We start from the raw sequence: 12,910 nt of genomic DNA, 5'->3' as shown, positions 1-12,910 counted from the left end.
AATGAGATTGTTTGGAACAGTAGTCCCAGACAGTTAATTGCTACTGGTGGTGGAGTGAGTACTACGTTCCCTCTTCCAAGCTGGCAGATCAATGCACATGTTCCGGATTCAGCTAATCCAGGGGACCAGGGGGGGACGTGGTACTCCAGACGTGACAGGTAATGCCGATCCAGAAACAGGTTATCAGATTGAAGTAAATGGTCAAAAACTGTTACAGGAGGGGACCAGTGCTATAGCACCTCTTTGGGCTGGTTTAATTGCAAATATCAATCAGTTCGATTTACCAAAAAACAACCAAGTATTGATCAATGATTATATAAAATGTTTTCCACTTTATTTTTAAGTATGAGATAAAAAATTAGATAAAACAAAAACTTCCTTCTTCTTCTTCGAAAGTAAACTTTTGAATAGAAATTCACTTTCCATTTCATCAATAAGAAAAACCACAGCAATTGCTGTGGTTTTTCTTATTGCTCTGGCTAAAACTATGTTGTAAATACTCATGGCATTGTATGTTGAATTTCAATTTTAAGTTCCAATATAAACTTTTAAATATTAGTTTACTTTCATTTACCTGAAGACATTGACTTCAATCCGATCCCCTTGATATCCTCGAAATCAGCAAGAAAAGTATACATTCAAAACACTATAAATAAAGAGGTCAAAAAACCATGAACAAAAAACCACATCTCATTGAGGCGTTCAGCCAAGATACGTGTAAAAATGGGTCATAGATTGCATTTTATCTACTAAATTTAAAACTCGAAGGTTAGATGTGAATATTATTACTATAAATGTAGACTACTAAACAAGCTATTTTTTCTTTTAAATATAAAATATGATGAATCCAATTGTTAAAAGGAGGGAATCATATTTATGGGATGTAATTGTCGTTTCGATAACTTTCGAGATTGTGGTAGATTTTGGGATGATTTAATGTTTGGAAGACGTAGACATAGAGATTTTAATGATTGTCGTTGTAGAAATCATCATGACCATCATCACGATCATAGAGATTGGTAAATTTATTTGAAAGAGTGCTTTGAATAAAAACACTCTTTTTCTCTTTATAGAAATATGGCATAGAATACATAACCATTAATTTATATATTCCCACTTATCGGTATTCAATGTATCTAAAAAAAACCCCTTCAGCAAGTAAACTGAAGGGGTTTCGTATTTACATAATTCCCGTTATCGGCAATCAAAAACATTCGAGTTCTATTATATTGCCTTCAGGATTTAGTTAATGACTTGTAACTTTCTTAAATAGAGGTAATACCAGTACACCCACATATAAGGGATGATATAGGAGAAAAATGTCCAAATAATATTCCAGCCGTTACCATATACGACTTTCCCACTTAAAACTAATGTCATTTCAAGAAGAGTAGTAAATAGCGATATGAAAAAGACCATCAAGTAAGGTCTTTTGGTTTTCTTTATAAAGAATATCAAGTAACTTGCCAAAATCGGATAAAGTCCTATATTAAATGGTAAGCCAGACAAAGTTTTTTGATCAAGAAAAGGAGAAATTCTCCAAAAACCACAATAAAAGCCGAATTCATTTACGACAAAAGCAACGACACAACAAAATGAGCCAATCAGAGGTATAATTCTTCTCTCTTTTTTGTAAAGGTGAAAAATCCCAACAGACCAAGGTAACACAAATGCAATTAGAATATTAAATAGCATTTGGACTCTACCTTCCTTTCCTTATACCCATCTTCACCTTACTCCTTATAATTTAAACTAAAAAAGTTTTCCAAACCAACGCAATATGATAATTACAATCAACTGAGTTATAATTAAATTATAAAACCGCTTAACTCTTATTTTATTTTCAAAAATATATCCCATATACAAATCTAATTTATATAACCAATCATTATCGATAGCAGACAAAAAAGCCCATCTCTTTTTTCATAAGGAATCAGCATTCAGAGCTACTAGCGCTACTAACCAAGCAGTTGCAGCAAATTCAACGATTCAAGTATTGTATCAGAATGAACAATTTGATTTAGCAAATGAATATAACACTACTACATCCAGATTTATTCCTAAAAAAGATGGAGTTTATAATATTATAGGATCTGTACATTTTCAACCAACTATACAGACCACTCCTTATCAAATAACTGTATCTATTTCAGTAAATGGTGTGTCTATAGGACCCGATAAGGAAAGCCATGGCGCAGTAAATGTAGTAGGCATTACAAGAGATAATATTGTGGAAACAGTTGATATCTTAAGATTAAACGCTAGGGATATAGTTGAAATAGTTGCTACACCTAGTTTAGCTGGTCAATTTTTAGCAGGTAACGGCACACGCTTTGCAGCATCTAGAATTCCATCTCCTGCCAACTAGTAAATACAGTAATTCAAATTGTGGAAGGCACCTTAGGGTGTCTTTTCTTTTTTTAAAAGGACCTGCTCAATTACTCTATAAAAACATAAGATAAAATGAACCCGTTAAGACACTTGAGTGAACCCTTGTTTTACCCTCTTACTAAAAGGAGGATCTATTATGGGATTTGGTGGTAGTTGTGGCGGCGGCTTTGCTGGTGGCTTTGCTTTATTAGTTGTATTATTTATTTTATTAATCATAGTTGGAGCTGCTTGCTTCTGCTAAAAAACTATCAGAAAAGACACTCTTATATGAGTGCCTTTTCTTTATATATAAAAATAAGACAGCTTAAAATAAGTGGATTCCTGATGTTATAGAATTAATCCTGTAGCCATTGTTTCCTTTTGTAAGTTCAAAATAATTATTATTGGAGAAATAACAAGTCGATATACCTGGACACTATACAAAAATAAAGAAGAAAAAACATATTTAGGTGGCAACATGCAATGTTAACAAATAGAGATAAACTTTCTATTCAATAATAGTCACCTTGTTATAAAACGAACTAGTAAAGTAAGTATCCTCTTAAATGATAGAATCTCTATAATTATTAGAAGAAGCAATAGTAAAAAAGACTATCCCTTTCTTTGTGTTATTTTGTGTATTCTAGTACAATCTAGTGTATTACAATGCAGTTTCATTTGCATAGAGATGATTGTATCGCATGAAAATATACCAATTTGTTGACTATTAGTCAACAAATTGGATATAATGAAGCCATAGTATTCGCACATAAATTTTTCAATTTGTTCATTGGAGGATATGAATACTGTGTATAAGTTTATAAGCTTTTTGCATAAAATAAAGAAGACAGAAGCTTGAGAAACTTCTGCCTTTCGCAACCTAAACTTGCTATTTGGGAAGATAGTAGGCGCGGTTGTTTTACAATTTAATTAACTTTGAGATCGAGAACCGTCCTTATTATCTTTTCCGAGTAGGGCGGTTTTCGCTTTTTTATATAAGAAAGGGATTGTAGTAATCGTTAAGGTCCCTAAACCTATTCCGATACCTTTAGCATATCCACTTGCTAATTCAATTAAAAATGCGATCATTCTATCACCTCCCTCCCTACTGGATGGAAGTGAGATGACCCGCCTACTATATATAGCAATTATTTTAAGTTACTCTTTAATTGTATTATGAGATGCAATAGGATACAAGTTATATCACTAAATTCGTTCTTTTTTAACTTGTTATTATTACCTAATCTTCTAATTTAGATAGGAGTACAATGCATATCATTAAAATTAAGATGAGTCAAGTCGGAGAAAGACACCTTAAAGTTTTATTCTTTTATAAAGAATAATCCTGATGCTCCCTCTATATAACTAAAAAAATTGTGTTATAATATCTCCTGAACATATGTATGGGAAAACGAATACTTACTGTTGGTAAGTAGCAATTTATCTAATGAAGAGATCGCTTGTTTCCAAGACAAGTGATCTTTTTATATACATTTCCTTACTATATTTAGGATCTCCAAAATAAACCAATTGAACATATCTGCAAAAGTCATTCTTACATTCTTTTTCCTTTTCATTTGTTTCTCCAAGTAAAGCGTCGTTATTTGGATATTTTCATGACCTCCTCATAGGATAAGTCAATCTTGTTCGTTTACATTTGTACGCTGCAGTTCTTCGTGAAGAGGTTTTTCTATATACCCAAATACATGTAGATACTAAAAAAAGAACGTATCAGCACTGTTTTCTTCGCGAGCGTTGACGCTAAGTCTGGAATTTCACTTTCCATTCTTCACGCTTTTTAACCAGTTACTATATTTACGTTTATGCCAAGGCCATAATATTTTCAATAAAGAAGCATAGCGCTATACGTCTTCCCTGTTCAATTCAAATTCTTCCACCTGTTGCGTCGTACATTGACAAAACGAAAGAATCTCCGTTTCATAACTCTTTTTATATCCTCTTTTCGCTTTTTCTTCTCATCCATATCTTTTTATAATTGTAGAAAAAACAACTCAACAATTTACTGATTACTTATTATACAAAGGAAGAACTTCATTATTTAGACAAAACTATACATGGTATTTATAATACTCCTAATCGAATTTATAAATCATTTGATTTACCAAGCCCTATAGAAAGTGTAATTCAAACCGAACAATCTGATCTGGCATTACGAGATAAGGACTTTATATCTAGTTAGGAGGAAAAACAAAGAAAGAAAAGATAATTAATTTAACTTCTACTTTTCATAAAATCGATTCGTATCCCCAGCACTAAAAAGTATCTAGTCATTCCCTTCTCGAAAAAGAAACAAACCCATTAGTAGGATTCATGCTTATCGACAACTGTAAAAAAACAGGGTTTTGGTCAACATAGAATCCATTGGTAGCCATGTTACAAGAAACAATCCGTCATAGTACACCGCAAATCAAACTGAAATATGTTGATTAATTAAAGAGGAGAAGATGGTATTATTAAACCAATTTTATATTTAAATGAAAAATCCACACTTAACTGGACTCATATACTCACACCATCCCTTCTAGACGAGCATAAAATGTACTAACGAACGAAAGGGGGTAATTATTATGGGTTTTGGTTTTGGTGGAGGTTGTGATTTCAATAGATGTGATGATCGGAGAGATCATCACAGAAAAGAAGAAAGAGAAGACAATAGAAGAGAACAGAATAACAATCCAGAGTTATTACAATTCTTAAGAACATTAACTCCTGGTACTTGTATTGTTATTCAATATGATTCTCAAAGACCTACAAGTGCAACATTCCAAGGTTTTCAAGGAAACAACGTAATTATTTTATCTGACTTTGATTGTTTCCCAGGATTAGCACGTATTGCGATTAACAGAATAAACGTAATCTCTATAAATTCACCTGATTGTAATCGTTTCTGTTGCAAGCGTAAGCATTGTAGAGAATGTGATGATCATAAACATGAGCATGATCATAAAGATGACTTTTAAAAATGATTGAATAGAAAAACCTTTCCTTTAATTTTATAAGCCAATTTGCAGAAAAAACACCTATTAAAAAATAGGTGTTTTTTCTTTCCTAAATTTACTGAACTGAACGTAAATAACAAACCATTTCATATAGCGGACATATACTATTGTAAGGTCGGCATCCAAATGACCCAAATAAATACCCATGCCAAGAAATAAAACTACAAAGTATTTCTTGGCACCTTTTACATAAAACAAATAAATTTATTAAAAATGTACAAGTTAATTACAGATTTCGCGATGTGGGAAAGCCCATATCGGACTTTAGGCATGGGATGAAAGTATCGCTTTTTCAAAAAACAGTTGTGTTTTGGTTATACTTGAACTATAGAAAAGCACAAGTCTTTAAAATGCCTATGTGTTCCTTGAAAACAAGATATCATATGGAGTTCGATAGCCGAATTCACGCTATCGGTAAAATGATATGTGTCGTCAGACGCTAAAACATATGAACACGCAACGGTCTGTCGTGAGAGTGGTGATAGCACACCGCAATCTTGCACGTCAGCGATACCAGAAATGGACTTCGCCTTTGGTAGCAAGAATCCCACTGACGTTAGTCAGCTTGCCCCTTTAGGGGTGGGAGTGTCAACAAGTTATTCATATTATATAATTAAGGATTAATAGATCCTATACCACCACTCCATAAAGTTACCTATATTTATTTAACTGTCTAAATGTGCAAACCTAATTGAAAATGGTTCGTTTTGAAACAATCAATTCGTGTGCTAATTCTCCCACAGTAAATTTTTTCATTCGATTAACCATCATAATCATTTCATTTAATCTTTTTGCTTTAGACATCGAATCTCCTACATAACTATGACATAATTTGGCATCGTTATAATATATAGTTATGGATATTTAAATGATAAAAATAGATACAAAAAACACATGGATAGCAATTTATCTGTGTTTTTTTGTTTTATCTAGATTTCTTTAAATTATTTCTAACCGCACTTCCCGAAAGAATTCTCCTTACTTAAGCGTGTGCAGGACGATAGCCCAACGGTAAGTGGAAAATGAATTTTGGTTGGCGTAAGCCAACATATTTGCTACCCTATACTTTTATACAGATCGCTCTTTGAAAACTGAAGATATAAGGTTGTTGTAGGAAATTCGTCTACAAGGTAAAATCTTCAACGTTCTATCGTCCTGCACTACTGAAATATGTGAAAACCAGGCGAAGAAAGTAGCGTATATGTGTCTAACGTACTCATACTATTTTTAGGGGGAGGGACTACCCTGTTAGATTGGTAAACATAAGTGACTAGTAAAAATCACTTACTTCCCACTTAGCTCCCACTTCAAGCGTCAGCTAAGTGGTGAGTAGTTCACTAACTTCACATTTCAATAGGAGAAACCCTATTGATACAAAGTTTTTTATCTTAACATTGTAAATCTGCAAAATCCTGACACCACTCCTAAAACTAGCAAACAAGTGTTAAATTAACGCTCTTTTATACTTTCTTTAATTACAGATTGTTTTTATCACTGTTTAAAATGTGTTATAAACCTGTTCGCAAGTTGCGGCTGTTGGTTGAAAAAAACAGTGCTTTTTAAAACGCCCGACAAAAGGCTGATTATACCATTGTTGAGGACAATCACCTGGTGGCCTAAAATACCATAAACTAAATTTCCCAGGCCAGTACCTCTCTCCATTGATTACTCGACGAGCTAAGCGTTTTTCACTTTCTCTTGCTCTTTGATAGAAATAACCGTGAGTAACAGCTTCAAATGCGTGTTCTTGGTAAATCATTTGTCTAATGGTACGAAGATTTTTAAAATCGGAACAATTGGCTCTTATTCGGTTAATTCCTACATTTCCGACGAGCAACATACCCTGAATTCCTTCTCCTTCGGCTTCTGCTCTCAGTAATCTTGCTAAAAGTGCAATATCTGCATCTGTAGCGTTAACAACCCCCATGATTTCACCTCCATTATATTTTCTTCTTATAGTATTGCTTATTAGTCAGGATAATGACTTTTTCACATAATATAGATCGTTATGTGAAAAAGTATGAAAGATAATTACTCTTGAACAGGAAGGATGATGGTACTTGAATATGGACTCTTTCATGGAAGGATTTGTATTGTCATTGGTATGGGTCTTAAAGATGGAACGACAGGTGAAGAAGAATTGCTAAATAAACTCATGAATAGAGGTATTTATAAGGATTATGTAGTTTCAATAGTTGGGGTTACTTATTTACATTTACTTTTGAGAAATATGATTCAAGTTAGTATTTTATCTTTTTCCGACATGCGTCTCCTCAAAATAAATAGAGAGACACTTGTCTCTCTTCAAAAAGTACTTTTGGGAATTTTAAATTGTCCCTCTTAGTATCAAACCTAGAACGGCCATAATTATCGTACTGATAATAATCCGTAAAATCCAAGAGGTATTCGTGCTGATTTTTTCTAATTGCTTATTAATTGTAGAAATGTCTTTCTCGTTAATTATTATTCGAGTTTCTAAATTACGAATATCACGCATGATCTCTTTTTGTTCTGATTTTAGACTGTCAATTTTCACATTTAAGTCTTCCATATACTCACGTCCTTCTAATATCTCAATAGAACAATCCCTATATGTTATGAGACAACCTTTTCCGGTGTGAATGTATACGAGTTATTTCCATGTTGAATCTTTCATTTTATACATCTTTCCCAATCGTATTTATCATTACTAAACTAGTACAAGCATTTGTTAATTGACCGATGGTTGTACTAATTAATCATATTCGGTTGTTTTGTTAGAACTTCAATCGAATCTCAACTACATTCTTCATATTTTACGTATTATCAATAAAGAGTTTAGAAAATCCATGAACAATAAAAAGAGAGCATCCAGGACAGTAGATGCTCTTAATGTGATAAGGAGTTTTAACTGAAAATCGGAATAAAGGTGGAGCGGTTAAGCTCGTCCTATACTTTAATATATGCTTGTTCTTCTCGAAAGGTGAAAAGTAAAAAGACACCTTAATTAGGTGTCTTTTTGATGTATAAGAGGTAGCTACCCTGGAAAAGACCTTTCTGTATCATTATATGATTATCAATTCTCGTTATGCTTAAAATGGCTTTTAAATACGTTTATTGTGTATTTTGATAGTAATTGATTTTGTCGCGAATAGCGGACGCAATAAATTCTTCAATAGTGCTGTTTGTTTCTTCGACTATTTTATGAATAGCTTGATATTCTTTACTGGATATCGTAACTGGTTTTGTCACGCTGCTGCTATCTAAATACACACTATTATTAACGCGTTTTACTAATCTTCCTTCTATTAAATATGGTGATAAACTTTCAATCCATTCCATTTGCATACCCATTGGTAATTCAATAAGAGATTGGCGTACATCAAAATACCAAAAGCCTGCTTCTTCTGAAATTTTCAAATTTCTTGGTGAGACATACTGTAGAATCAAGTCAACCAGCTGAAAAGAACTACTACGTAATTGATCAGACTTAGGTATACGAAACTTAACAAACCTTTGATGATGGCTACGAGGTTTATCAGATAACTCGTATGCAGGTTCATATCCCGATTTTTTTGCTTCTTTTAAGGTGAATTCACTTTCAAATTCATCAATTAGTGTAATATCTCCACGCTTAGGGATAGTAATGACTCTTGCTATTGTATTCCCCTGGATATATCTTTGGAAAAGTACAGTATGATACTTTTGAGAGAATGTATACATTGCATTGGATTGATCCAATCGATGTACAAGCTTGCCTAACTCTTCTTCTTGAAGGAATTTAGTCTCACGGTTACGATATTCCTGTATAGTAGCTGTCAATTCTCCATCTTCTAACCATTTTTCTAATTGATATGTACTTATATCGTATTTTTTACTAGCCTGGTATAAAGTAAGACCTTCTATCTCCCTTTCCTTTTTAATTGAGTCTACATCCTCTTTTCTAAAAAGGAAACTCCCATCTAATCGCCATGTATCTTTATTGATTGGAATTAATTGTCCCTGCTTCATAAGATTATTAACAACGAAACTACTAACGCTTAAATACTCCTTTACTTCCGTTGTATTCATATTGATTGGTTGATTCTCATTCATATTATTTCTCCTTTCACTTAATTTGTATTTTTTAAATAGATTATCCTATTTAAATTTAAAACTTAAGAAATATATAACTGTAATTTATTATATCACAGGTAATGTTCAAGTTATTTATAAAGATAATCAAAAGTTATTTATAATTTCCAATTAAATTAATTTATATATTTAAATAAAAAAATCACAGATAATTTATAGAAATAAAATTTATACAACCATAGAAAATGGGAGTTTTTCTATGGTTGTTTTACACTTTCATTTTTATAAAATTTAATTTTACTATGTAAATAATTTTGAATGTAATTCAGGTATAATAATAGATACAAAAGAAATTAATAAGGAGTTGAATAACAATGAAATTTGAATTGATTAAAATTCATAGTGAAACTTCTTTAGAAAATATAGAAAAACAAAAACAAAATTTTGCAAACATAATTTCATTATGGAATCGTGATTATATAAATGAAGCTGAATTTAAAAAGGAACATAACGAAAGAGAAGATACTTATACATACGAGGGATTTTCAGACGAAGAGATACTGTACTATTACTTGAACCGGCAAACACATTTTGACCAGGAGAAGCGTATAAAAGATGAATCAAGAACTCTATATGCTCGTGATCTAAGTCAGTTTTACTTCTTTATCAAACAAAGTACAGAATTTCTGCAGCAAGATGTAAAGGACTATAAAGTTGGCCAAGTCTGGAGGAATCTAAGGAAGCGCCATATCCGTAACTATCAAAAATGGTTATCCCAGGACGCCATATCCTATCAATCAAAAGAAAAATACAAGGCATCTACGATTAGTCGGAAACTTGGTGTAATCCGTTCTTATTTGAAATGGCTATACGAAATCCAATATATCCAGGAGCCTCTTCATGTAGAGATTCTAAGCACGGCAGTGAATAAACAACATAAACCGAAGCGTGAGTTATCATATGAGGAAGTGAAGCAGCTGCTTCATTACTATAAGGATAATGAAATTAATTATGCTTTATTATCGGTCCTGGCTACTACGGGATTACGTGTTGCAGAAGTCGCTCATGCCAAATGGGAAGATCTTGAGTATGACGCTATACGTGGACGTTACTATTTAATAGTTGATACAAAGGGAGATAATGAACGGATTGTTTCTATTAATAAAGAGATTTTTAATCGTATTGTTGCGTTTCGAATCCGGAGACGATTACCTGTGGACATTGGAAATAAAAATGGAAAGACTATATTTCAAACAAAGAATCATACTGCTTATAGAGAAAATTATTTATCACAATATATTTCTAAAATCATTAAGGATACAAAGTTATCCTTTACGGAGAATATACGAATCACTCCCCATTTCTTTAGACATTTTTATGTGCAGTACTTATACGACTACAAGGGACTAGCACCTCATGTCATAGCAGCTGCAGTAGGTCATAAAAATGACCGGACAACAAAAGAAAACTACCTAAAACAAAGATTAACGAAAGATAACGATGCTGGTAATCTAATTACGGAAGATGAATTCTAATTTCGTTCATATAAAGATTAATTGTGTAATTTATATATAACAAAGAAGAACCTGTCATGGATACTTTTTTATACGAACAAGATATAAAATTTAATTTAATTTAATTGGTGATGTATGCGTTGATATAAATTCTAGCGAAGAAATATTAGTAGGGTTAATCATTACATCATTGATACGAACTAGCTTGTTTTTTTGATTATTTCCCATATATTTAAATAGGACTCATTAATTGTTTGGGATGCATGTTAAATTTATACTCTTTCTCACTGTTCATAAACACTTTTACTCCACTCCTGAATTTTTATTTTTTTTGCACAATTCAATTCAAATTTACATATACTCTGTATGCACATGTATTCAAATCACATTTGGGCGTGTGATTTGAAACCTACTTTTCAAAAAGCGCTATATAAGCGCTTTTTTCATGTGTAAATAATCTCTATAAAATGAAATTTTTATTATATTCCCTTCCGAATAACATTTCCAATCCGATTTATACTATAACTGTGACTTTAAAATCATTAGCTTCACACCTTAAGGATGTTCCGTTCAAAAAACACTCCCTCATATCCTCAATTAATTCTTCAGCAGCTTCAATTCGTTCCATACCAATTACACACCTTTTTAGAGTAATAGTATCAGTATGTCCAAGTTTTATAGATTTTTTGCACCAGAACCAAAAATAATATTATTAAACAAATTTCATATTTACATAAAAAATCCACACTTAACTAGACTCATATACTCACACCATCCTTTCTAGACGAGCATAAGATGTACTAACGAACGAAAGGGGGTAATTATTATGGGTTTTGGTTTTGGTGGAGGTTGTGATTTCAATAGATGTGATGATCGGAGAGATGATCGGAGAGATCATCATAGAGATCATCACAGAAAAGATGAAAACAATAGACAGGTGAATAATAATCCAGAATTAGCACAATTCTTACACACATTAACTCCTGGTACTTGTATTGTTATTCAATATGATCATCAAAGACCTACAAGTGCAACATTCCAAGGTTTTCAAGGGAACAACGTAATTATTTTATCTGACTTTGATTGTTTCCCAGGATTAGCACGTATTGCGATTAACAGAATTAACGTAATCTCTATAAATTCACCTGATTGTAATCGTTTCTGTTGCAAGCGTAAGCATTGTAGAGAATGTGATGAGCATGAGCATGATCATAAAGATGACTTTTAAAAATGATTGAATAGAAAAACCTTTCCTTTAATTTTATAAGCCAATTTGCAGAAAAAACACCTATTAAAAAATAGGTGTTTTTTCTTTCCTAAATTTACTGAACTGAACGTAAATAACAAACCATTTCATATAGCGGACATATACTATTGTAAGGTCGGCATCCAAATGACCCAAATAAATACCCATGCCAAGAAATAAAACTACAAAGTATTTCTTGGCACCTTTTACATAAAATAAATAAATTTATTAAAAATGTACAAACCTAATTAAAAACCTACACATATAATGTATTCTACCTTTCTATTAATTTATTAAAGGGATTTATTTTATATAAATCCCTTCTTTTTTAAGTATTTAAATACTTAATTTAACCTACATAACATAATAATTCCTAAAAAATAAGATAAGAGCCCTTCGCTCTTATCCTATCTTTTCCTTATATTTATTTAAAGCGCTATTAACCTATGCGTCGAACACTAATAACATCTAGGCTTGTCACATTAATGTTTGCAGCAGCATCCACCCAAATAAGAAATCCATCCTCTATACGAATAAAGACTCCGTTTCCATCGATCTGATCTCCGCCTGAAAAAACGTTAATTCTGTCGCCTTCTCGTAAACCATCTAATCTTCTTCGTTCTCCAAAATTACCCAATTGTCTCACCTCCTCATAATCTCTTTTTTTTCGGTTTCTATTATGTTCAACACATTTACATTATTTAAAA

Annotated in this window: 13 protein-coding genes and 3 pseudogenes; 9 read left to right on the top strand and 7 right to left on the bottom strand. The window is 32.3% G+C overall.

Translation table 11 applies throughout. The features are described 5' to 3' along the window. The first annotated feature begins 151 nt into the window (after window positions 1-151). Window positions 152-343: a hypothetical protein gene (locus MKX66_RS30545; RefSeq protein WP_341088245.1), complete on the top strand. Its 192-nt coding sequence runs from the start codon at window positions 152-154 to the stop codon at window positions 341-343. A gap of 533 nt (window positions 344-876) precedes the next feature. Next, a complete protein-coding gene (locus MKX66_RS30540) occupies window positions 877-1,023 on the top strand; it encodes a hypothetical protein (RefSeq protein ID WP_341088293.1) in 147 nt (48 codons plus the stop codon). Window positions 1,024-1,242: 219 nt separating this feature from the next. Here MKX66_RS30540 and MKX66_RS30535 read toward each other — a convergent pair whose 3' ends face one another. Continuing rightward, entirely contained in the window at window positions 1,243-1,695 is a 453-nt protein-coding gene (locus MKX66_RS30535) for a CBO0543 family protein (RefSeq protein WP_341088243.1), read from the bottom strand. Between the two features lie 301 nt (window positions 1,696-1,996). On the opposite strand from MKX66_RS30535, the gene MKX66_RS30530 reads away from it, so the two are divergent. Continuing rightward, window positions 1,997-2,368 carry an ABC transporter permease gene (locus MKX66_RS30530; protein ID WP_341088242.1) on the top strand — a complete coding sequence of 124 codons (372 nt, stop codon included), beginning with the start codon at window positions 1,997-1,999 and terminating at the stop codon, window positions 2,366-2,368. 159 nt (window positions 2,369-2,527) lie between these two features. Continuing rightward, the gene (locus MKX66_RS30525; RefSeq protein WP_000505684.1) at window positions 2,528-2,632 is read left to right on the top strand and encodes a YjcZ family sporulation protein; all 105 of its coding nucleotides are present in this window, start codon (window positions 2,528-2,530) and stop codon (window positions 2,630-2,632) included. Between the two features lie 668 nt (window positions 2,633-3,300). On the opposite strand, the gene MKX66_RS30520 is transcribed toward MKX66_RS30525, so the two are convergent. Then, window positions 3,301-3,459, bottom strand: a complete 159-nt coding sequence (locus MKX66_RS30520) for a hypothetical protein (protein ID WP_341088240.1) — start codon at window positions 3,457-3,459, stop codon at window positions 3,301-3,303. A 520-nt stretch (window positions 3,460-3,979) separates the two neighbouring features. Continuing rightward, window positions 3,980-4,360: pseudogene (locus MKX66_RS30515) on the bottom strand (tyrosine-type recombinase/integrase); the annotation flags it as partial. A gap of 212 nt (window positions 4,361-4,572) precedes the next feature. On the opposite strand from MKX66_RS30515, the pseudogene MKX66_RS30510 reads away from it, so the two are divergent. Both MKX66_RS30510 and MKX66_RS30505 read left to right on the top strand, forming a co-directional pair. Then, window positions 4,573-4,865 (top strand): annotated as a pseudogene (locus MKX66_RS30510) (tyrosine-type recombinase/integrase); the annotation flags it as partial. 93 nt (window positions 4,866-4,958) lie between these two features. Further along, window positions 4,959-5,351 (top strand): hypothetical protein, encoded by a 393-nt coding sequence (locus tag MKX66_RS30505; RefSeq protein WP_341088238.1) that lies wholly within the window; start codon window positions 4,959-4,961, stop codon window positions 5,349-5,351. 1,537 nt (window positions 5,352-6,888) lie between these two features. Here the strand turns inward: MKX66_RS30505 and MKX66_RS30495 are convergent. After that, window positions 6,889-7,317, bottom strand: coding sequence for a cell wall hydrolase (locus tag MKX66_RS30495; RefSeq protein WP_002144383.1), 429 nt, complete (start codon window positions 7,315-7,317; stop codon window positions 6,889-6,891). Between the two features lie 123 nt (window positions 7,318-7,440). Between MKX66_RS30495 and MKX66_RS30490 the strand changes: the two genes are divergently transcribed. Further along, the gene (locus tag MKX66_RS30490) at window positions 7,441-7,734 is read left to right on the top strand and encodes a hypothetical protein (protein ID WP_232299911.1); all 294 of its coding nucleotides are present in this window, start codon (window positions 7,441-7,443) and stop codon (window positions 7,732-7,734) included. Here MKX66_RS30490 and MKX66_RS30485 read toward each other — a convergent pair. Together MKX66_RS30485 and MKX66_RS30480 are read right to left on the bottom strand one after the other, a co-directional pair. Continuing rightward, complete coding sequence (locus tag MKX66_RS30485) at window positions 7,717-7,941, bottom strand: hemolysin XhlA family protein (RefSeq protein WP_002151817.1); 225 nt, start codon at window positions 7,939-7,941, stop codon at window positions 7,717-7,719. The two genes, MKX66_RS30490 and MKX66_RS30485, sit on opposite strands and share 18 nt — an antisense overlap. 542 nt (window positions 7,942-8,483) lie before the next feature. Continuing rightward, a complete protein-coding gene (locus MKX66_RS30480) occupies window positions 8,484-9,464 on the bottom strand; it encodes a DNA-binding protein (protein WP_002144378.1) in 981 nt (326 codons plus the stop codon). A gap of 353 nt (window positions 9,465-9,817) precedes the next feature. Here MKX66_RS30480 and MKX66_RS30475 point away from each other — a divergent pair, with 353 nt between their 5' ends. Together MKX66_RS30475 and MKX66_RS30470 are read left to right on the top strand one after the other, a co-directional pair. Next, window positions 9,818-10,978, top strand: coding sequence for a tyrosine-type recombinase/integrase (locus MKX66_RS30475; protein ID WP_002144377.1), 1,161 nt, complete (start codon window positions 9,818-9,820; stop codon window positions 10,976-10,978). Between the two features lie 805 nt (window positions 10,979-11,783). Further along, entirely contained in the window at window positions 11,784-12,185 is a 402-nt protein-coding gene (locus MKX66_RS30470; protein WP_341088233.1) for a hypothetical protein, read from the top strand. A gap of 457 nt (window positions 12,186-12,642) precedes the next feature. Here the strand turns inward: MKX66_RS30470 and MKX66_RS30465 are convergent. Next, window positions 12,643-12,900 (bottom strand): annotated as a pseudogene (locus tag MKX66_RS30465) (hypothetical protein); the annotation flags it as partial. Between the last annotated feature and the right edge of the window lie 10 nt (window positions 12,901-12,910).

Source organism: Bacillus sp. FSL R9-9530 (assembly GCF_038008145.1).
In the GTDB taxonomy this organism is placed as follows: Bacteria; Bacillota; Bacilli; order Bacillales; family Bacillaceae_G; genus Bacillus_A; species Bacillus_A mycoides.
The sequence above is the reverse complement of the archived record's forward strand: the minus strand, read 5'-3'. Positions and strand labels throughout refer to the sequence as shown.

Bases quoted from the DNA above. Each gene is read 5' to 3' on its own strand.
- MKX66_RS30540 (WP_341088293.1), top strand. From the start codon at position 877: ATGGGATGTAATTGTCGTTTCGATAACTTTCGAGATTGTGGTAGATTT.
- MKX66_RS30535 (WP_341088243.1), bottom strand. From the start codon at position 1,695: ATGCTATTTAATATTCTAATTGCATTTGTGTTACCTTGGTCTGTTGGG.
- MKX66_RS30525 (WP_000505684.1), top strand. From the start codon at position 2,528: ATGGGATTTGGTGGTAGTTGTGGCGGCGGCTTTGCTGGTGGCTTTGCT.
- MKX66_RS30520 (WP_341088240.1), bottom strand. From the start codon at position 3,459: ATGATCGCATTTTTAATTGAATTAGCAAGTGGATATGCTAAAGGTATC.
- MKX66_RS30505 (WP_341088238.1), top strand. From the start codon at position 4,959: ATGGGTTTTGGTTTTGGTGGAGGTTGTGATTTCAATAGATGTGATGAT.
- MKX66_RS30495 (WP_002144383.1), bottom strand. From the start codon at position 7,317: ATGGGGGTTGTTAACGCTACAGATGCAGATATTGCACTTTTAGCAAGA.
- MKX66_RS30490 (WP_232299911.1), top strand. From the start codon at position 7,441: ATGATGGTACTTGAATATGGACTCTTTCATGGAAGGATTTGTATTGTC.
- MKX66_RS30485 (WP_002151817.1), bottom strand. From the start codon at position 7,941: ATGGAAGACTTAAATGTGAAAATTGACAGTCTAAAATCAGAACAAAAA.
- MKX66_RS30480 (WP_002144378.1), bottom strand. From the start codon at position 9,464: ATGAATGAGAATCAACCAATCAATATGAATACAACGGAAGTAAAGGAG.
- MKX66_RS30475 (WP_002144377.1), top strand. From the start codon at position 9,818: ATGAAATTTGAATTGATTAAAATTCATAGTGAAACTTCTTTAGAAAAT.
- MKX66_RS30470 (WP_341088233.1), top strand. From the start codon at position 11,784: ATGGGTTTTGGTTTTGGTGGAGGTTGTGATTTCAATAGATGTGATGAT.